General features: G+C 59.7%; 11 protein-coding genes. 6 read left to right on the top strand and 5 right to left on the bottom strand.

Annotation, left to right across the window (positions count from 1 at the left end):
• Positions 1-3 precede the first annotated feature (3 nt).
• A complete protein-coding gene (flhA, locus tag JHD64_RS00935) occupies positions 4-2,088 on the bottom strand; it encodes a flagellar biosynthesis protein FlhA (RefSeq protein ID WP_059286248.1) in 2,085 nt (694 codons plus the stop codon).
• 6 nt (positions 2,089-2,094) lie between these two features.
• Positions 2,095-3,261: a flagellar biosynthesis protein FlhB gene (flhB, locus tag JHD64_RS00930; protein ID WP_059286247.1), complete on the bottom strand. Its 1,167-nt coding sequence runs from the start codon at positions 3,259-3,261 to the stop codon at positions 2,095-2,097.
• Positions 3,262-3,439: 178 nt separating this feature from the next.
• Here flhB and JHD64_RS00925 point away from each other — a divergent pair, with 178 nt between their 5' ends.
• On the top strand, positions 3,440-4,234 hold the full coding sequence (locus tag JHD64_RS00925) for a thymidylate synthase (protein ID WP_059286249.1): 795 nt from the start codon (positions 3,440-3,442) through the stop codon (positions 4,232-4,234).
• Positions 4,231-4,725, top strand: a complete 495-nt coding sequence (locus tag JHD64_RS00920; RefSeq protein WP_199051976.1) for a dihydrofolate reductase — start codon at positions 4,231-4,233, stop codon at positions 4,723-4,725. Before JHD64_RS00925 ends, JHD64_RS00920 begins: the two co-directional genes overlap by 4 nt.
• A 67-nt stretch (positions 4,726-4,792) precedes the next feature.
• Here JHD64_RS00920 and JHD64_RS00915 read toward each other — a convergent pair whose 3' ends face one another.
• The 3 genes from JHD64_RS00915 to JHD64_RS00905 form a co-directional block, all read right to left on the bottom strand.
• Positions 4,793-5,464, bottom strand: a complete 672-nt coding sequence (locus JHD64_RS00915; RefSeq protein ID WP_059286245.1) for a GntR family transcriptional regulator — start codon at positions 5,462-5,464, stop codon at positions 4,793-4,795.
• A 439-nt stretch (positions 5,465-5,903) separates the two neighbouring features.
• Entirely contained in the window at positions 5,904-6,605 is a 702-nt protein-coding gene (ubiG, locus tag JHD64_RS00910) for a bifunctional 2-polyprenyl-6-hydroxyphenol methylase/3-demethylubiquinol 3-O-methyltransferase UbiG (protein WP_110313335.1), read from the bottom strand.
• A 3-nt stretch (positions 6,606-6,608) separates the two neighbouring features.
• Positions 6,609-7,928, bottom strand: coding sequence for a TRZ/ATZ family hydrolase (locus JHD64_RS00905; RefSeq protein ID WP_059286244.1), 1,320 nt, complete (start codon positions 7,926-7,928; stop codon positions 6,609-6,611).
• Positions 7,929-8,201: 273 nt separating this feature from the next.
• Here JHD64_RS00905 and JHD64_RS00900 point away from each other — a divergent pair, with 273 nt between their 5' ends.
• From JHD64_RS00900 to JHD64_RS00885, 4 genes are all read left to right on the top strand, one after another.
• Entirely contained in the window at positions 8,202-10,982 is a 2,781-nt protein-coding gene (locus JHD64_RS00900) for a bifunctional diguanylate cyclase/phosphodiesterase (protein ID WP_239688684.1), read from the top strand.
• A gap of 173 nt (positions 10,983-11,155) precedes the next feature.
• A complete protein-coding gene (locus JHD64_RS00895; RefSeq protein ID WP_199051975.1) occupies positions 11,156-12,100 on the top strand; it encodes a sensor domain-containing diguanylate cyclase in 945 nt (314 codons plus the stop codon).
• 232 nt (positions 12,101-12,332) lie between these two features.
• Positions 12,333-12,572: a hypothetical protein gene (locus tag JHD64_RS00890; protein ID WP_146215958.1), complete on the top strand. Its 240-nt coding sequence runs from the start codon at positions 12,333-12,335 to the stop codon at positions 12,570-12,572.
• A gap of 343 nt (positions 12,573-12,915) precedes the next feature.
• Positions 12,916-19,618, top strand: a 6,703-nt coding sequence (locus JHD64_RS00885; protein ID WP_199051974.1) for a filamentous hemagglutinin N-terminal domain-containing protein, incomplete at its 3' end; no start/stop codon positions are given.

The raw sequence follows: 19,618 nt of genomic DNA, 5'->3' as shown, positions 1-19,618 counted from the left end.
TTATCAGCCCTTGCTTCCCCCGATTACCGCAATTATACGAATGGATTTATTGTCAGGTACTTCATTATGCGAGATCACACGCAGTTGTGGGAGAGCCCTTCTCAAGAATCGTGCCAGTAGCGGCCGCAAGCCCGGTGGCGTCAGCAATACCGGATTGTAACCTTGAATCTCCACTTGTTCGGCCTGTTGTGCAGCGCTGGACAGCAGGTTTTCCGCCAGACCGGGTTCCAGCCCGCCGCCGGTCTTGGAGTTGACGGCCTGGGACAGCACGTTTTCCAGTGCCGGATCCAGCGTCATCAGCGGCAGTTCGGTTTCGCCGGGGAACAGCTGCTGCACGATGACCCGTGCCAGTGCCGTCCGTACCGAGGAGGTGAGGTCGTCCACGTCCTGGGTGGTGCCGATGTGGTCGGCCAGCGTTTCCAGAATGGTGCGGAAGTCGCGGATATGGATGCCATCGGTCAGCAGCTGTTGCAATACCTTTTGCAAGATGCCGATGGGGACAATCTTGGGCACCAGGTCTTCCACCAGCTTGGGCGATTCCTTGGCCTGATGGTCGATCAGCGCCTGAACTTCTTCGCGGCCCAGCAGTTCTGCCGCGTGGGTTTGCAGCAGATTGGAAATATGGGTGGCCACCACGGTGCTGGAATCGACCACGGTATAGCCCATCTGCTGGGCCTCTTCGCGCTTGCTGGCGTCTATCCACACCGCCGGCAGGCCGAAGGCCGGATCGGTGGTGGGGGTGCCGGGCATATTGCCATTCACCCGGCCAGGGTTGATGGCGAGATATTGTCCGATATAAGCCTCGCCCTGACCGATTTCCACGCCCTTGAGCAGAATGCGGTAGGCATTGGGTTTGATTTCCAGATTGTCGCGGATGTGTACGGCAGGGACCAGAAAGCCCAGTTCCTGAGCAATCTTTTTGCGGATGCCGCGAATGCGGCGCAGCAGTTCGCCATCCTGGCTGCGATCCACCAGCGGAATCAGGCGGTAGCCCACTTCCAGTCCCAGCGCGTCCACGTGCTGTACATCGTTCCAGCTGACTTCGGCCATGGGCTGGTCGGGCGGGGTGGCTGCGAGGGCTTCCTGTTTGCTGGCCTGCACGGCAGCCGCCTGTTCCTTCTTGTCCATGGTCCAGCCCAGGAAAGCCAGCAGGCTGGCAATCAGCAGGAAGGAAAAGTGCGGCATATTGGGAATCAGGCCGATCATGCCGATGACGGCTGCGGTGATGTACAGCACCTGCGGCTTGGCAAACAGCTGGCCGAAGAACTGCTCCGACATGTCCTTGTCGGTGCCCACGCGCGACACCACGATACCGGCAGCGGTGGAGATGATCAGCGCAGGGATCTGTGCCACCAGGCCATCACCGATGGTGAGCAGGGTGTAGGTCTTGGCGGCGGTGCCGGCATCCAGGTCATGCTGTATCACACCGACAATCAGGCCACCGACGATATTGATGACGATGATCATGATGCCGGCCATGGCATCGCCGCGTACGAATTTGGAGGCACCATCCATCGAGCCGAAGAAGTTGGCTTCTTCGGAAATGGTGGCGCGGCGTTTGCGGGCATCATCTTCGCCGATCAGACCGGCGTTGAGGTCGGCGTCAATCGCCATCTGTTTGCCGGGCATGGCATCCAGTGTGAAGCGGGCGGATACTTCGGCGATACGGCCGGCACCCTTGGTGATCACCACGAAGTTGATGATGGTGATGATGATAAACACCACGATACCGATGGCAACGTTGTCGCCGATCAGGAAGTGGGCAAAGGATTCGATCACCTTGCCGGCGGCATCCGGGCCGCTGTGGCCTTCCAGCAGGATCACCCGGCTGGAGGCCACGTTCAGCGACAGCCGCAGCAAGGTGGTGATCAGCAATACCGAGGGGAAGGACGAGAAATCCAGTGGCTTGCGGACATTGATGCCCACCAGCAGCACAATCACCGACACTGCAATATTGAAGGTGAAGAACATGTCCAGCAGCACCGGCGGCAACGGCAAGACCATCATCGACAGAATGAGGATGATGAGGATGGGGCCGGCCAGCTTGGTGATGTTGAACTGCTTCAGCTGGGTGAGGAAATTATCCATGCGGGATTACTGTCTCGCTTTCGGGGCCGCATCTTGCTGGCGTTTGCTTTCCGGGTCAAGGTCGGCGGGAACATCCAGCTGGTCAGGGTAGACCGGGGCCAGGCCGCCGTTGTATTCATAGGCTTTCAACTGGTAGACATAAGCCAGGATCTGCGCTGCCGCAGTATACAGCCTGGCGGGGATTTCCCGGCCCAATTCGCCATGGAAATACAGCGCCCGGGCAAAACTGGGTGAGCGCATCACGGTGACCTTGTGCTCCTTGCCGGTGGCGATGATCTTTTCCGCCAGCCTCAGCGTGCCCATGGCGACAATCTGCGGTGCCTGCATGCCTTCTTCGTATTTCAGCGCCACCGCATAGTGGGTCGGGTTGGTGACGATGACGTTGGCCTTGGGGATTTCTGCCATCATGCGCTTGCGCGCTGCTTCCCGTTGCAGCTGGCGGATACGGCCCTTGACCTCGGGCGAACCTTCCATTTCCTTGTATTCCTGCTTGATCTCTTCCTTGGTCATGCGCAGTTGCTTGTGGTAGTTCCACAGCTGGAAGGGCACGTCGATCACCACCAGCATCAGCATGGCGGCGGTGACCGTGAAAAAGGTGGTGACCAGCATGTCGGTCATCTTGATGATGCCGGTTTCCAGCGGCATGGACAGCAGGCCCAGGATGTCGGCGCGCTCGCGCCAGATGATCCAGACCGCCACGCCGCCAATCAGCATGCTCTTGAGGATGGCCTTCAGGGCCTCGGTGGCCGAGTTGAGCGAGAGGATGCGCTTGATGCCGCTGGCCGGGTTCAGCTTGGTCAGCTTGGGCTCCAGCGGGGCCAGGGTGAAGTTCCAGCCACCGATCAGGATGGGGGTGACCACCGCCACCAGTGCCAGCCCGCCGAAGATGGGCAGCAGCTGCCACAGCATGGAGAACAGCGCTTCCTTGAAGCGGACGATGGCCGGTTCGGCCTGTTGCACCGTGTGCTGATCGAAAATCAGCAGCTGTTTCATCATCAGCATGATGCCACCGGCCAGCTTGCCGCCCAGTGTCATCAGCAGTGCGACTCCGGTCATGGTGATAGCGAACGTGGACAATTCGCGCGAGCGCGGGATATTGCCGTCGTCCCGCGCGGTTTGCAGCCGTTTGGCTGACGCGGGTTCGGTCCGTTCGAGATCGGAATCTTCTGCCATTGAGCCCCAGTTTTCTGACGTTGTATTTTAAAGCGGATGGTAGCGTATGCCGGGGGCGGCCGGCCAGTCCGATTTGGCATCATGGGTATTCTCCCTGCCGTTTATACAGCACAGGCCGATGCGACGATTTGCGGCTGCCTGCGGTACAATCGGCCGATTCTTATGAATGGATGGCAGCATGCAACAGTACCTCGACCTGATGCGCCATGTGCTGGAACATGGCCATGACAAGTCCGACCGCACCGGCACCGGCACCCGCTCGGTATTCGGCTACCAGATGCGTTTCGACCTGCAGCAGGGTTTTCCGCTGGTCACCACCAAGAAGTGCCATCTGCGCTCCATCATTCACGAACTGCTGTGGTTTCTCTCCGGCGACACCAATATCCGCTACCTGAAGGAAAACGGGGTATCGATCTGGGATGAGTGGGCCGATGAAAACGGCGACCTGGGCCCGGTGTACGGCTACCAGTGGCGTAGCTGGCCGGCACCGGATGGCCGCCATATCGACCAGATCAGCAATGTGGTGGAGATGATCAAGCGCAATCCGGATTCGCGCCGCTTGATCGTGTCGGCCTGGAACCCGGCGCTGGTGGATGAAATGGCGCTGCCGCCGTGCCACAGCCTGTTCCAGTTCTATGTGGCCGATGGCAAGCTGTCCTGCCAGCTGTATCAGCGCTCGGCCGACATCTTCCTGGGGGTGCCCTTCAATATCGCGTCCTATGCCTTGCTCACCATGATGGTGGCGCAAGTGTGCGGCCTCAAGCCCGGCGATTTCGTGCACACGCTGGGTGATGCCCACCTGTACAGCAATCATCTGGAACAGACCCGCCTGCAGCTGAGCCGCGAACCGCGCCCGCTGCCGCAGATGAAGATCAACCCGGCGGTGACGGATCTGTTTGCCTTCACCTTCGATGATTTCACGCTGGAGGGCTACGACCCCCATCCGCACATCAAGGGAGCGGTGGCGGTATGAGCAAGCCTGTCCTGACCCTGGTGGCGGCCAAGGCCCGCAATGGCGTGATCGGCATCAACAACACCTTGCCCTGGCATTTGCCGGAAGACCTCAAGCACTTCAAGGCGGTGACCTTGGGCAAGCCGGTGCTGATGGGGCGCAAAACCTACGATTCGATTGGCCGCCCGCTGCCGGGACGGCGCAATATCGTGATTACCCGCCAGTCAGACTGGCAGGCCGATGGCGTCGAAGTGGCCCATTCGCTGGAGCAGGCGCTGGCGATGGCCGATGGTGTGGCGGAAGTCTGCCTGATTGGCGGTGCCGTTTTGTACCGTCAGGCGATGGCATTGGCAGATGCTCTGCGGCTGACCGAGATTGATGCCGATTTTGATGGCGACGCCTGTTTCCCGGAGGTGAGCACGGCTGATTGGCAGGAAGTGGCGCGTAGCAGTTTCACCAGCGACAAGGGGCTGCAGTATGCCTTTGTCGACTATCAGCGCAAGCCGGGCTGAATGGTAGCCATGCCAAGCAAAAGGCCGCTCGGTGAGCGGCCTTTGTGATTGATAAGTTGAGCAGTGTTCAGCAAGTGCTACCAGCGAGCGTCTCGGCGGATTGCTGGGCCAGTTTGCTGTAGTCCTGGCCAAATTCGGCCACCATGATGCGCAGGCGGGTGGTGTCGCGGGCAATGATGGTTTTCAGCAGGTCTTCCAGAAACGCCTGGGTCCGGTCCATTTGCGATCTGCCGGCCCGCAGGATGGCGTAGAGGCAGCGCTGGGTCAGCGGCAGCAAGTCTTGCAGGGCCGCGCTCATGTAGCGGTTGCTGGAGAAGTCGTACAGCGCGCGCAGGAATTCCACGCCGTTATCAAAATAGCCGGGCATGTCATCCTGGCGATGGCATTCGGCCAGCTGTGTCATCAGCTCGAAAAAACGCGCCAGATCGTCGTTTTTCCAGCTGGTGGCCAGATTGCTGACCACCCGGTCCAGCAGCATGAACCACAGCTCGAAAAAATCGCCTACATCCTGGCCGGAGATGCTGGACACCACGGCACCACGGCGCGGAAAGATTTCCACCAGATGACGGCGCTGCAGAATCAGCAAGGCTTCGCGTACCGAGCCGCGGCTGACCTCAAGTTCGGCGGCAATGCGCAGTTCCTGTATCCGCTCGCCCGGTGCCATTTCACCCTGGATGATCTTTTTTCCAAGGTATTGGGCGATCTGTTCCGTAAGCGAGTCGTTGGCCTTGAACGTCATCGGCGTCTCCATTATCGAATATTATTATTTTCATATATATTGGCCTGCACGGCAATTGGAATGTGGAATTGTCAGGCAATTGGGCTGTCAGGCAGCGCGATGAGCTTAGGCAAAGCCTGTTGCATTTTGACGATATTTCTTGGCTTTGTTAGGGAAATCCCTTGTCTGTATTCGGAATAGGCTTTAGGATTAAAACGCTTGTTTGAAATGGCTGACACGAGGAATGGGGCTATACAAACTTGCCTGAGGCAAGCAGTGCACCTGTGGGTGTGGTGTGTTTTCTCATAATCTAGCGGGTTGTTTACCGGTCCTGGACCGGGGGATGATTGGGGCCTTCGCTGCGGCGAAGGCCTTTTTTTATCTGCCAGGGGGCTGCGGGAAAAAGAAAACCCCTGGCCGGCACGGAGCAGGGCAGGGGTCTGGCGCGGAGGCGCTGCGTTTACCGCATGGCGCGGCGTGTGGCCATCAGGTAATTGACCTGGGTGTCCTCGCCCAGCGCATAGATGCGGGTCAGCGGGTTATAGCTCATGCCGCTGACGTTGCTGATTTCCAGCCCGGCATTGCGCGCCATGCGCGACAGCTCGGACGGCTTGAGGAAGCGGGCATATTCGTGGGTGCCGCGCGGCAGCATGTTGAGCAGGTATTCTGCGCCCACCACCGCCAGCAGATAAGCCTTGGCATTGCGGTTGAGGGTGGAGAAGAATACCCAGCCGCCGGGCTTGACCAGACGGGCGCAGCTGCGCACCACGCTTTCCGGGTCCGGCACATGCTCCAGCATTTCCATGCAGGTCACCACATCAAAGCTGCCCGGCGCTTCGTCGGCCAGCTCTTCCACGGCGATACAACGGTATTCCACGGCCACGCCCGATTCCAGGCTGTGCAGCTGTGCCACTTTCAGCGATTTCCTGGCCAGATCGATGCCGGTGACCTGCGCGCCGCGCAGGGCCATGCTCTCGGCCAGAATGCCGCCACCGCAGCCCACGTCGAGGACTTTCAGGTCCTTGATGCTGGCAAAGTCGTCGATATAGTCCAGTCGCAGCGGGTTGATTTCATGCAGCGGCTTGAATTCGCTGTCCTTGTCCCACCATTTGTGCGCCAGCTGGCTGAATTTGTCGATTTCCAGTTCGTCTACATTACTCATTGCTTACCTCGCCAGAATGCGGTTGCGCCAGTCTTCACCACGCGCTTTCAGTGCAGCTTCGTCCAGGGTCTGCAGCTGGCGGGCATCCAGCAGACAGCGGCCCTTGACCCAGACATGGCTCACCTGTTCGCGGCCGGCGGCATACACCACATGCGAAACCGGATCGAAAGCCGGGGCGGTTTCCAGTGCCGACAGGTCGATGGCGATCAGGTCGGCCTGTTTGCCCACCTTGACCGAACCCACCTTGTCGGCAATGCCCAGGGCGCGGGCGCCGTTCAGCGTGGCCATGCGGATGGCGGTGGCTGCCGGCACGGCGGTCGGGTCCAGCGTGCCCACCTTGGCCAGCAGGGCGGCCAGACGGGTTTCGGCCATCATGTCCAGCTTGTTGTTGGACGCCGCGCCATCGGTACCGATGCCGACGGCCACGCCGGCAGCCAGCAGTTGCTGCACCGGGGCGATGCCGGAGGCCAGCTTCATGTTGGAGGCAGGATTGTGCGCGACGGACACGCCATGGCGGGCGACGATGTCGATTTCCTCGGCGTTCAGATGCACCATGTGGGCGGCGATCAGTCGCGGCGACAGCAAGCCCAGCTGTTGCAGGCGGGCCAGCGGGCGTTGTTGCAGTTCCTTGACGCTGTTGTTCACCTCATCCGCGGTTTCATGGATGTGGCAGTGAATGCGCATGTCTTGCTTGTCGGCCAGCTCCACCACCTTGCGGAAGGTGGCATCCGACACGGTGTAGGGCGCGTGCGGGGCCAGGGTGAAGGTAATCAGCTCTTCACCCAGGAATTCAGCCCGCTCCGCCATGCCCTTGCTGATGTATTCATCGGCATGGCTGGCGTAATTGGTGGGGAATTCCAGAATGGAGCAGCCGACAAAGGTGCGCATGCCGGATGCCAGGCCGGCACGGGCCATGGCGGCATGGTAGAAGTACATGTCGTTGATGGTGGTTGTGCCGCCACGGATCATTTCCGCCATGGCCAGGCAGGAACCATCAAACACAAAGTCGTCCTGAACGTGCTTGCCTTCGGCCGGCCAGATATGATTGTTCAGCCAGTCCATCAGCGCCTTGTCGTCGGCCAGGCCACGCAGCAGGGTCATGGCGGAGTGGCCGTGCAGGTTGATCAGGCCGGGCATCAGCACATGGTGACCCAGTTCCAGTCTTTGATTGGCGCTGATGCTTGCGCACTGGCTGGCGGGAATGATGGCGGCGATCTGGCCATCCTTGATGGCGATGGCATGGTTTTCCAGTACCTCGCCGTCTTGCTCTACCGTAATGATCCAGCGAGCTGAAACAAGGGTGTCATACTGTGTCTGCGACATGGATTCGGGTCCTGCGGGATGCGGAATGGGGTGGATTGTAGGCTGCTGCCATGGGCATGGCAAATTGGCCAAGCGCGGGGTATCGCGTTGCAGAAACTGTCGTGTAAAGAAAAAATCGCTTATAACTGACAAAGGTCTGACTTATTATGCGATCAATCTGATTGACAGCACATGAGCTGTAATTTTGCAGCCAAATATTGATAGCGGGTTTTCCGCGCCATGAACGCTTTTTGATAATTGATAATGATGGCATCCCAAGAAGAAAAGAACCCAGTGACTTCCAGCCTTTCCTTGCGCACGGTCTTCATGATCGCCGTGGTACTCGGCTTGCTGATTCCTGCCTCCATCATCAGTTACCTCAGCATCAATATCCAGCGGGACAACCTCACGGCCCAGCTGGAAACCGACGAAAAACGCCTGCTGGACATCGTGGCGCTGGGCATGCAGGAGCCCTTGTGGAACCTGAGCCGGCAGGCGGGCAGCCCGCTGATCTCCTCGGTGATGGAAGATGCCCGCGTGGTGTCCATCCGCGTGACCGATACCCAGTCCAACCAGGTCTTCCTGTCGGCCTTGCGCAGCGAGCGGCGCGTCGGCGGGGTGTCCTTCGTGCAAAAGCCGGTGATTTATCGTGGCGAGGAAATCGGCCAGGTGACGCTGGAGTTTGATACCGAGCATCTGGCCAATGCCCTGCACAACCAGGTGAAGAACATCCTGCTGATTCTGGTGGCGCAGCTGGTGCTGTCCATTCTGCTGATCATGAGCATTCTGCATTCCCGTTTCCTGCGCCCCATGCACAGCCTGACCGAGCAGGCCACCCAGCTGGCCGAACTCAAGCTGGAGTCGCCCTTCTACTGGGCGCGCCGCGATGAGATCGGCAAACTGGGCAAGCATCTGGAATGGACCCGCTCCGAACTGAAGCGGCTGATTGACGAGCTGCGAGCCAAGACACTGGCGCTGGAGGCGGACATTTCCCGTCGCCGCGAGGTGGAAGATGCGCTGCGCCGCTCGGAAAACAAATACCGCGAACTGTTCTGGTCCAATCTGGACGGCATCGTCATCAGCTCGCTGGATGGGCAGGTGATGGATGCCAACCCGGCCTTTCTCAACCTGATGTGCTACAACCTCGACCAGCTCAAACAGCAGAATTTCTGGTCGCTGGTGGGGCAGGAGAGCGAGGCGCTGGAACGCTTCAACCTGGACAACAAGGTGCTGCGCTTCGGTTATTGCGACGAATTCGAGGCGGTGTACATGAACCGCTTCAGCAACCAGGTGCCGGTCAGCGTCAAGACCGTGGCCATGCGCGATGCCTTTGGCCGCATCAATGCGGTATGGCGCATGGTGCGCGACATTTCGGAAAAACGTGCGGCAGAAGAGCGGGTGCAGCTGGCGGCCAAGGTGTTTGAGAACACCGTGGAAGGCATCATGATCACCGACAGCGACAAGCGCATCCGCAGCGTCAACAAGGCGTTTACCGAAATTACCGGTTATTCGCAGCAGGAGGTGCTGGGGCAGAAAACCAGCATCCTGTCCTCTGGACGTCATGATGAAGCCTTCTACAACAATATGTGGCAGGCCATTGATAGCCAGGGCTCCTGGCAGGGCGAAATCTGGAACCGGCGCAAGAATGGCGAAATCTACCCTGAATGGCTGGCCATCAATGCCGTGCGCAACCCGCTGTCGGAAATCACCCATTACGTGGCCATCTTCAGCGACCTGACCGAGCGCAAGGCTGCCGACGAACGCATCCAGTTCCTGGCCCACTTCGACGTGCTGACCAGCCTGCCCAACCGTGCCCACATGCATGATCGCGTCGAGCTGGCCATTCACAATGCCTGCCGTGACAACGAGCAGATGGCCTTGCTGCTGCTGGACCTGGACCGCTTCAAGACTGTGAACGAGTCGCTGGGACACTCGGCCGGGGACATCCTCTTGCAAGTGGCTGCCGACCGCATCAAGTCCTCGCTGGCCGCTGGCGAAACCGTGGCGCGGCAAGGTGGCGACGAATTCATCATCCTGCTGCCAGCGATTTCCGATCCGAGCGAGGCGGCACTGGCTGCCGAGCGTATCCGTGAATCATTTGGTGCCTCGATCGAGCTGCACAATCACACCATCACCATCACGCCGTCCATTGGCATCAGCGTGTATCCGGATGACGGCCGCGATTTTGAGACCCTGGTGCGCAATGCCGATGCCGCCATGTACCACGCCAAGTCGTCGGGCCGTAACAGCTACAAGTTCTACACGGCCGACCTCAACGCGCGGGCGCGTGAGATTCTGGCCATCGAAAGCCAGCTGCGTTTTGCGCTGGAGCGCAACGAGTTCATCCTGCATTACCAGCCGCAAGTGGCCATGGCCGATGGCCGCATCACCGGGGCCGAGGCACTGATCCGCTGGAATCACCCCTCGCTGGGCATTCTGGGGCCGGCCCGCTTTATCGAGGTGGCCGAGGAACGCGGCTTTATCGTGCAGATCGGCAACTGGGTCATCCGCGAAGCCTGCCGCCAGCTGGCGCTGTGGCATGGCCAGGGGCTGCCCAAGATGTCGCTGGCCGTCAATCTGTCAGCCTTGCAGTTCCGCCAGCAGGATCTGGCCGAGGTACTGGAAACCGCCTTGCGCAGCCACGGTCTGTCCGCCGACATGCTGGACGTCGAGGTGACGGAAAGCGTGATCATGGAAGACGTGACCAGCACCTTGCAGGCCATTGACAGCATCAAGGGCATGGGCTTGCAGCTGTCCATCGATGACTTCGGCACCGGCTATTCCAGCCTGTCCTATCTCAAGCGCTTCAAGGCCGACAAGCTGAAGATCGACCGTTCCTTCGTACGCGACATTCCCAATGACGCCGACGACTCGGCCATTGCCCGCGCCATCATCAACATGGCGAAAAACCTCAATATGCAGGTGGTGGCCGAAGGCGTGGAAACCATCGATCAGTGGCGCTTCCTCAAGCAGGAAGGCTGTGACCTGATCCAGGGCTATCTGCTGGCCAAGCCGATGCCGCCCGAGGAGTTTGCCGGCCTGCTGGCCAAGGGCTACTTGCTGCCGGAGGAGTAAGCCGGCCAGCTGCCGCGCCCACTGGCTTTCTTGCGTAAAATTGGTATCTTGGATTGATGCATTCAGACAGTTCCTGTTGATGTGTTTGTCTGGTTACCAGCGTGCCTGCCCCGCTCACGCGGTGGCAGTGCGCGGCGGCATGTCCGGGCAGGCGCAGAAAGAAAAGGCAAGCCATGTTTGTTGACAATGACCAGGCCATGTCCGAGGTGGGCCGCGAACTGTTGGCCAACAGTTTCGAATTCATCCCCATTCCCATCCTGATTTCCGAATGCAGCCCCAACAGCGGCATCAATACCGGTCGCTGGCATCGCTTTGCCAATCAGGCCTTTCGTCAGCAGATTGGCTACAGTCTGGAGGACATGCCGGATATCGACAGCTGGTTCCGGCTGGCGTATCCCGATGCCGACTATCGCGCGCAAGTCATGCAGACCTGGAGCCAGGAGGTGGAGCGTTGCCAGGCCAGTGGCCAGCCGCTGGCCGAGCTGACCGCCCTGGTGCGTTGTGCCGATGGCCAGCAACGCTGGTTCATCATCACCGCGCAGATACAAGCGGCCACCTTGCCTTTCCTGCAGATCATCACCTTTCGCGATGTGCACGAACTCAAGTGCACGGTGGACGAGAACATCCGCCTGTCCCGTACCGATTTTCTTACCCGGCTGCTGAACCGGCGTGAAGCCTGCAAACGCTTGCAACAGGCCTGGGAAGGCTGGCAGCGCGAGGGCAAGCTGTTTTCGGTATTGCTGTGTGACATCGATGGCTTCAAGCAGGTCAACGACCAGTACGGCCACGCCTGTGGCGATCACATGCTGGTGTTTTTTGCGGATCAACTGAGGGCATTGTTCGACGGGCAGGCGGATATCGTGCGCTGGGGCGGCGAGGAGTTCCTGCTCATGCTGCCGGCTACCGACCTGGCCGGAGCCGCCGGGGCGGCCGAAAGGCTGCGCCGGCAGATCGCTGACAGCCAGCCGGTATGGCAGCAGCAACGGCTGGGCCTGACGGTCAGCATCGGCTATACCTGCGCCACTGACCATGGGGAGCTGGAGGGCATACTGCATGCCGTGGATGTCGCCATGTACCGCGCCAAGCTGCAGGGGCGCAACTGCATTTGCCAGGGCTGAGCGCGCCTGGTGCGCGTGCTCGGCCTGACCGGCAGACTGGTGATTTGCTTCATGGCCGGCTGGTATTGATGACGCAATCTGCTTTGCCTGCAAAATCTTGCCACTGTAGAGGCACATCCCCCATTACATCGCAGCACTGATCCCCTGATGGTCGAGCGGCTAGTCGTCTGCTCTCCCATGGTGAGCTTCTCCGCCAGTTGGACGTCATCAGGCGGCATGAAATGCAATAGCCGTGATGCTGTTCAAAAACACCCGCATGTCATTCCCCGCCTGCAAGCCAGGCAATGTTCACTCCGACCTTGATGATTGGCCGCCGCAGCGGCGAGCCCTGCACCGGATGTTTGTGCCGATGCTGAGTTGGCCGACCTGTTTTGCTGGGGCGACATTTGCTGCAATTGTTGCTTCAGCAGGCGCCGATTCAGGCTATACAGAATGGGTAGACAGCGGGATCACCTGTTCGAAAGGCGTGTAAGGAACAGCCTGGGAGCCTCAGTAAGTTTTCTTGACCGGCCTATCGTACAGGTGCAAAATACATTGTCATTATAAGATGACGCTGCGTGTATCTGAATTCAGCAGAAAAAAACAAACCCTGATCCGTTCAGCGCATCGCCTCGTCAGCGAACCCCGATGCGCTGCTGTTTCTTGTCAGGTCAGTAGCGCAGTGCATTGGGTCATACACGCAAAAGCAATACATGGCTGCCAGAATGCCGGTTTTTGCTTCCATGTCTTGATTTTATGACAAAAGCTATCGATAGCCGCAGTCGTTCCCTTGCATGAAGTATGTCCGTTTATCAAATCTATAAAGGAGTCCCGGGGTGAACAGCGCCTATCGTACGGTATGGAGTGACAGTCGCGGTTGTTACGTCGTAGTGGCAGAAACCGCGCGTAGCCGGCGCAAAGGCGGTTCATCCTGCCGCAGTCTGGTCACGCTCTCCCTGGTCCTGGCTTCTGCACTGTCCGAGGCGGCTCCTGTCGGGGGCCATGTGACGGCCGGTAGTGCGTCGATAGCCGCAACCGGCACCACCACCACGATCAACCAGAATACTGCCCGTGCAATCATCGACTGGTCGTCGTTTTCGATTGCGGGCAATGAAACCGTCCGCTTCAACAACGGCTCGGGTGCAACCCTTAACCGTGTGGCGGCTGGCGCGCCGGCTTCGATTGTCGATGGTCTGCTGAGCAGCTCTGGCAGTGTGTATCTGATCAACTCGTCCGGGGTCATTATTGGCCGCAATGGCGAAGTCCGGGTGGGCGGCAGCTTTGTTGCTTCGACCCAGGATCTGTCCAACAACAACTTCATGGCCGGCGGTTCGCTGAATTTCAGTGGCAATTCCAATGCCGCGGTGACCAATCTCGGCAAGATCGGCGCCTCTGGTGGCGATGTGGTGCTGATTGCGGCCCAGGTCGCCAATCAGGGCAGCATTCAGGCCGATAACGGCCGGGTGGGGCTGCTGGGCGGCTACCAGGTGCTGGTGAAGGACCAGGCCGATCAGGATGGGCGCTTTGTCATTGGCCTGGGTGGCGCTGCCACCTCGGTCAGCAATGCGGGCTTGCTCCAGGCGACGGCGGCGGAACTTCGTACCGAGAATGGCAATGTGTATGCCCTGGCGGGGAACACCCAGGGCTTGATTCGTGCCACCGAAGTCAGTGGCCAGGGTGGCCAGATCTGGTTATCCGCCCCCGGTGGCTCGGTACAGCTGGCCAGTGGTGCAAGTCTGGACGCCTCGGCAGCTACCGCAGGCAGTAGCGGCGGCTCGATCAGCATTCAGGCTGCGGCGGATAGCAAGGGAGGCAACGGCGTGATCACGCTGGACGGCACGATGACCGCGTCGGCGAGCGGCGGCGCGGCCGGTAGTATCACGGTCTCCGGTCGACAGATCATTGAATCCGGCGCCATTCATGCGGACGGGACCCGTGGCGGCAATGTCACGGTGCAGGCGGCTGGCCTGTTACAGTCCGGTACGATCAGTGCTGACGGTGGTGCAGGGCAGGGCGGGGCCGTGGCCTTGTCCACCCAGGATAATCTGATCCAGACGGCATCGGCAAAAACCTCGGCCAATAGCGCTGACGGCGCGGCGGGTACGGTACAGCTGACAAGCGCAGGCTCGGTGTTCAGCTCCGGCCAAGTGACTGCCAGCGGGCAGCACGGCGGTACGATTTCTGCTCTGGGCAAGCGGGTGGCACTTGCCGCTGCCGATTTTGAAGCCAATGGTGTGCAGGGCGGGGGGCATATCAATATTGGGGGTGGGCTGCATGGCAGTGGCCCGCAAACGGCCGATACCACCGTGGTCAATGCCTCGACCAAGCTTGCCGCCAATGCCACTGGTGCTGGCGATGGTGGCCAGGTTGCGGTCTGGTCGGATACTAAAACCACCTTCCTGGGTAGCGTCACCGCACAGGGTGGCCAGCATGGTGGCAATGGTGGCCTGATTGAAGTGTCGAGTGGCGATCGACTCATCTATGGCGGTGTGGCCAACGCCAGCGCCAGTGCCGGAGCCGCCGGCAAGCTGCTGCTGGATCCGAAGAACATCACCATCAGCGCCAGCGCCGGCGATGTCGCCAGTGCCAATCTGATCGACCCGGATGCCGGTTCTGGCTCCGGCTTCGGGACGATGGCGGTGCAATTGAGCGGTGGCAGCTATGTGGTTACCAAACCGAATGATACGGTAGCAAACAATAGCGCTGCCGGTTCGGTGTTTTTTTATAACGGCACTACCGGTGCGCTGATGTCCGCCTTTCAGGGCTCGCATGCCAATGACCAGGTCGGTAGCGGCGGTTTGTTGTTCCTCAATTATCAGAATTGGTACAACAGCTATTACATTGGTAGCGCGCTGGTCAACGATACCACCAAGCCATTCTTGATCCTGAGTCCGAGCTGGAATGGTGGCGCGGGTGCCATCTCTTGGGTGGGCGCCAACGGCAGTCTGTCCGGCACGCTGTCGTCCAGCAACAGCCTGGTGGGTAGCACATCGACCGATGCGATCGGTGGCTCCGTGAACTTGCTGCCCAACAACAATTACGTGTCCATCGCGCCGCAGTGGAATACCGGCAAGGGGGCGGTCACCCTGGGGAGTGCCGCCAGCGGTATTACGGGCGTCGTTTCGTCTGCCAATAGTCTGGTTGGCTCCAATGGCACCATTGCCGCAGATAACAACCTGGGTGGCGATCAGGTTGGCTCCAGTGGCATCACCATTCTGAGCAATGGCAATTTTGTGGTGGATAGCCCGTACTGGAACAAGAACGCGGGTGCCGTGACGCTGGTTGATCAGAATTCCGGACTGACGGGGACAGTCAGCGCTGCCAACAGCCTGGTTGGTAATGCGGGCAGCTTGTATTCCGCCACCTGTACCCTCTACTGCTTTAACGGTACCAATAGTGGTACCAGCTATGGTTACTACAACGGTGACGGTGTAGGCAGCAGCGTGCAGGCGCTGTCCAACGGCTACTACGCCGTTATTTCGTCAAACTGGGGCCATGGGCGCGGTGCGGTGACCATTGCTAACGGTAGCAGCGGTGTGACCGGGACCGTCAGTGCCGCCAACAGCCTGGTGGGGACCACCCAGGGCATCGGTGACAGTGGTGGCAATACCTATTACACCACCACCACGGGCTACCGCAATTATTATGGTGGGGATGCAGTAGGCTCCGGCGGGGTGACTGATCTGGGCAACGGCAATGCCGTGGTGTCCAGTACCAATTGGAGCAGCAACAGGGGCGCGACGACATTCATGTCGCTGGCATCGCCCTTGACTGGCGCCGTGTCGTCCAGTAATTCGCTGGTGGGTAGCACTGCAGGCACGGCAGGCGGTTACGACCCTACCTATCACCAGAATTCCATCAGCGGTGGTGACCAGGTCGGTACGGTCACCAAGCTCGGTAATAATAATTATGTGGTGACGACGACTGCCTGGAATGGCCATGAAGGTGCAGTCACCTTCGCCTCCGGTACGAGCGGCATAAGCGGTGCGGTATCGTCATCCAATAGCCTGGTAGGCAGCAGCAGTGGTGACAATGTGGGCTCTGGCGGCGTGGTCAGCCTGAGCGACAACGACTATGTCGTGCTCAGCCCGGTCTGGAGCAGTTATCGCGGTGCAGTAACCCGTGGCAGTGGCAGCACGGGTGTGACTGGGAGCATCAGCTCAAGCAACAGTATCGTTGGCACCACGGCCGTGCTGGGTGGCAACAATCCATACAATCTTGGCGGCGATCAAATTGGCAGCGGTGGCATCGTCAATCTGAACAATGGTGATTGGGTGGTGCTCAGCCCCAACTGGGCGCAGCAGAAAGGTGCGGTCACGCTGATGACGGCATCACAGGCCACATCCGGCAATGTGAGTGCCAGCAATAGCCTTGTTGGCACCACGGCCTCTACTCAGTTCAACGGTGTGCTGAGTGGCAGTATGGTCAATCTCTTCGGCGGCGATCAGGTCGGTTCCGGCGGCATCCTGACCCTGTCCAATAATGGCGGCAGCAATTACCTGGTATTGAGTCCGTTGTGGGGTGGCAACAAGGGCGCGATCAGCTTTATCAATCCGTCCTCGGCGACGGTGGGGGCTGTGTCCTCGACCAATAGTCTGGTCGGCCAATATTCTGGCACCATCAATACCTACAATTACGGCGGCTTTGTTTACAAACAGTACGAGAACGGCGACGCGATCGGCACCGGTGGTTCCGCCAATTATTTCTACAAGAGCGACCAGAATCTGTGGATGACCAATGTCGTCGTACAGGCCAATAACGACTATGTCGTGTTCAGTCCTTTGTGGAACAACAATCGTGGTGCCGTCTCCTTCGGCAACGGTAGCAGTGGTACTACGGGTGTGGTCGGTTCCGCCAACAGCCTGGTTGGTTCAACGGCAGGTACTTTGTCCCGTTACGCGGAAGACAATGGCACCAATGCCATCTCGACGACGGGCGGCGACCAGGTCGGTTATGGTGGCATGCAGTATGTCAGCGGTAACAATTACCTGATTTTCAGCTCCCAATGGAATAGCCAGGCCGGTGCGGTGACCTATGTCAGCCAAGGTGGCTCGGTGACGGGAACCATATCGTCGAGTAACAGCCTGGTAGGTGGAAACAGTGGCGATCAGGTTGGCAGTGGTGGCGTTACGCTGCTGTCTGGCGGCGATTATGTCATTTCCAGCCCGAGCTGGAACGGTGGCCTTGGTGCGGCAACCTGGAGCAATTCCACCGGTGGCATCACCGGAACCGTCAGTACGGACAACAGCCTGTCCGGCGTGGCCTCCAACTACAGCCAGACCGTGTCGGCGCTCAACAGCGGCAAGCAATTCCTGGTAGCGCGCTCCGGCGATGGCAGCGGGACCGTTACACTGGCGTTTACTGATCCAACCCTGTTCACGTATGGCTATATGTCTGGACTCGATGTCACCATCGCGCCCAGCCTGATCCTGCAAACCCTCAACAGCGGCACTTCTGTCACGCTGCAGGCCAATAACGACATCACCGTCAACAGCGCGCTTTCTGCCAACTCCGGCTCGACGGCTGGTCTGACCCTGGATGCCGGCCGCAGTATCCTGGTCAATGCAGCCATTAATACGGGCAACGGCAATCTGACGCTGACCGCCAACGATACCGCGGCCAATAACGTGGTCAATGTAGAACGCGACAGCGGCACGGCAGCGATCTCGGTGGCCTCCGGTGCCAACCTGTCGGCGGGTAGCGGTACGGTGAACATTACGCTTGGCAATGGCGCCGGCAACACCAACAGCACCGCCGGCAATATCACTCTGGCCAGCAGCATTGATGGTGCCGACATCTCGGTGAAAAACCTCGGAACCCAAAACGGTTCAATTACCTTGTCGAGCGGGGCTGCACTGACGGCTAGCGGCAGTAATGGCACGATCACGCTGCAGACAGGCGGCAACTTCATCAACAATGCGGGTTCGGGTGCGCTATCCGTTCCCAACGGTAAGTGGCTGGTGTACTCGGCTGGCCCGAGTGGGGATACCTTCGGCAACCTGAACAGTAATAACACGGCGGTGTGGGATACCGCGGCTGGGGCTACGGTCAGCGCCAGCGGCAACCGCTACGTCTTTGCCTATCAGCCGCACCTGACCGTCACCAGCCATAACGACAGCAAGACATACGGCGTCGATGCCTCTTCTGCCATCCAGTCCGACTACACCATCAGTGGCTTGCAGCCGGCAGTCAGTGGTGCTTATCTGGCCGATACCGCAGCCATGGTGTATAGCGGTGCACCGAGCATGTCGTCTGCTGGTGCGGCTGTTGCTGCTACCGTGGCCGGTGGTCCCTACACCATCAGTGGTGCCACCGGAACGCTAAGCGTCGGCAACGGTTATGGCGCCACCACGTTCACCAATAGTGGCCAATTGACGGTGAATCCGGCGACGTTGGTCATCACCGCCGCCGACCAGACCGCTACCTACGGGACGCCCTACACGCTGTCGACCGCCCTGAACACCGGCTACACGCAAACCGGTCTTGTCAACAATGACACCATTAGCGGTTTGACTGAAAAGATACCGGGCAATTTGACGGCGACCACGGCGTCGACTGCGGTAGGCAGTTACACGATCACCCCGTCGGCAGCAACAGGGACCGGTCTGGGTAATTACACCATCCAGTATCACACTGGCACCCTGACACTGCAGCCTGCGGTACTCTACACCACGCTGAACTACTCGGTTGCCAATGCCTTCTCTACCTATGGCACGCTGGCGACGCTGGGTGGCGCCACCCTGAGTGGCATCCTCAACAACGATCAGGTGTTCGGTACTGTGGGTGCCTTTACCCAGGGTGGCTCGAGCGTGACGCTGGCGGCCAACACCCCTGTGGGTAACTACGTAGAAAAAGTCACCGGCCTGACCGGTTCCGCGGCATCCAACTATGTGCTGGCAAGCAGCGGCAATACCAACGGTACGCTGACCATTCAGCCGCTGGCCGTCACCTTGTCCGGTAGCCAGACCTATAACGGCACGACTACTGCCCAAGGCAGCAACCTGTCGGTCGGCAACCGTGTTGGCAGCGACAGCATTACGGTCGGTGGCAGCGCCACCCTGGCCAGTGCTCACGCCGGCAATCAAGCGTTGTCGGGCTTCTCAGGCTTGACCCTGGATAACTCCAACTACACCCTGACTGGCGCGACCGGCAGCATGACGGTCAACCCGCTGGCGGTGACGCTGACCGGTAGCCAGACCTATAACGGCACGACTACTGCCCAGGGCAGCAACCTGACGGTCAGCAACCAGATCGTTGGCGATACCGTCACCGTTGGCGGCAGCGCCACCCTGGCCAGCGCCCACGTTGGCAGCCGCGCCCTGTCGGGCTTCAACAGCCTGACGCTGAGCGACAGCGACTACACCCTGACTGGCGCGACCGGCAGCATGACGGTCAACCCGCTGGCGGTGACCCTGACCGGTAGCCAGACCTATAACGGCACGACTACCGCCCAGGGCAGCAACCTGACGGTCAGCAACCAGATCGTTGGCGATACCGTCACCGTTGGCGGCAGCGCCACCCTGGCCAGCGCCCACGTTG

Origin of the sequence: Aquitalea sp. ASV15, from assembly GCF_016429115.1 — a bacterium.
GTDB lineage: Bacteria > Pseudomonadota > Gammaproteobacteria > Burkholderiales > Chromobacteriaceae > Aquitalea > Aquitalea magnusonii.
The sequence above is the reverse complement of the archived record's forward strand: the minus strand, read 5'-3'. Positions and strand labels throughout refer to the sequence as shown.

Excerpts from the sequence above, each read along its gene's own strand:
- JHD64_RS00915 (WP_059286245.1), bottom strand. The coding sequence starts at position 5,464 with ATGACGTTCAAGGCCAACGACTCGCTTACGGAACAGATCGCCCAATAC.
- ubiG (WP_110313335.1), bottom strand. The coding sequence starts at position 6,605 with ATGAGTAATGTAGACGAACTGGAAATCGACAAATTCAGCCAGCTGGCG.
- JHD64_RS00895 (WP_199051975.1), top strand. The coding sequence starts at position 11,156 with ATGTTTGTTGACAATGACCAGGCCATGTCCGAGGTGGGCCGCGAACTG.
- JHD64_RS00925 (WP_059286249.1), top strand. The coding sequence starts at position 3,440 with ATGCAACAGTACCTCGACCTGATGCGCCATGTGCTGGAACATGGCCAT.
- JHD64_RS00905 (WP_059286244.1), bottom strand. The coding sequence starts at position 7,928 with ATGTCGCAGACACAGTATGACACCCTTGTTTCAGCTCGCTGGATCATT.
- JHD64_RS00920 (WP_199051976.1), top strand. The coding sequence starts at position 4,231 with ATGAGCAAGCCTGTCCTGACCCTGGTGGCGGCCAAGGCCCGCAATGGC.
- flhA (WP_059286248.1), bottom strand. The coding sequence starts at position 2,088 with ATGGATAATTTCCTCACCCAGCTGAAGCAGTTCAACATCACCAAGCTG.
- flhB (WP_059286247.1), bottom strand. The coding sequence starts at position 3,261 with ATGGCAGAAGATTCCGATCTCGAACGGACCGAACCCGCGTCAGCCAAA.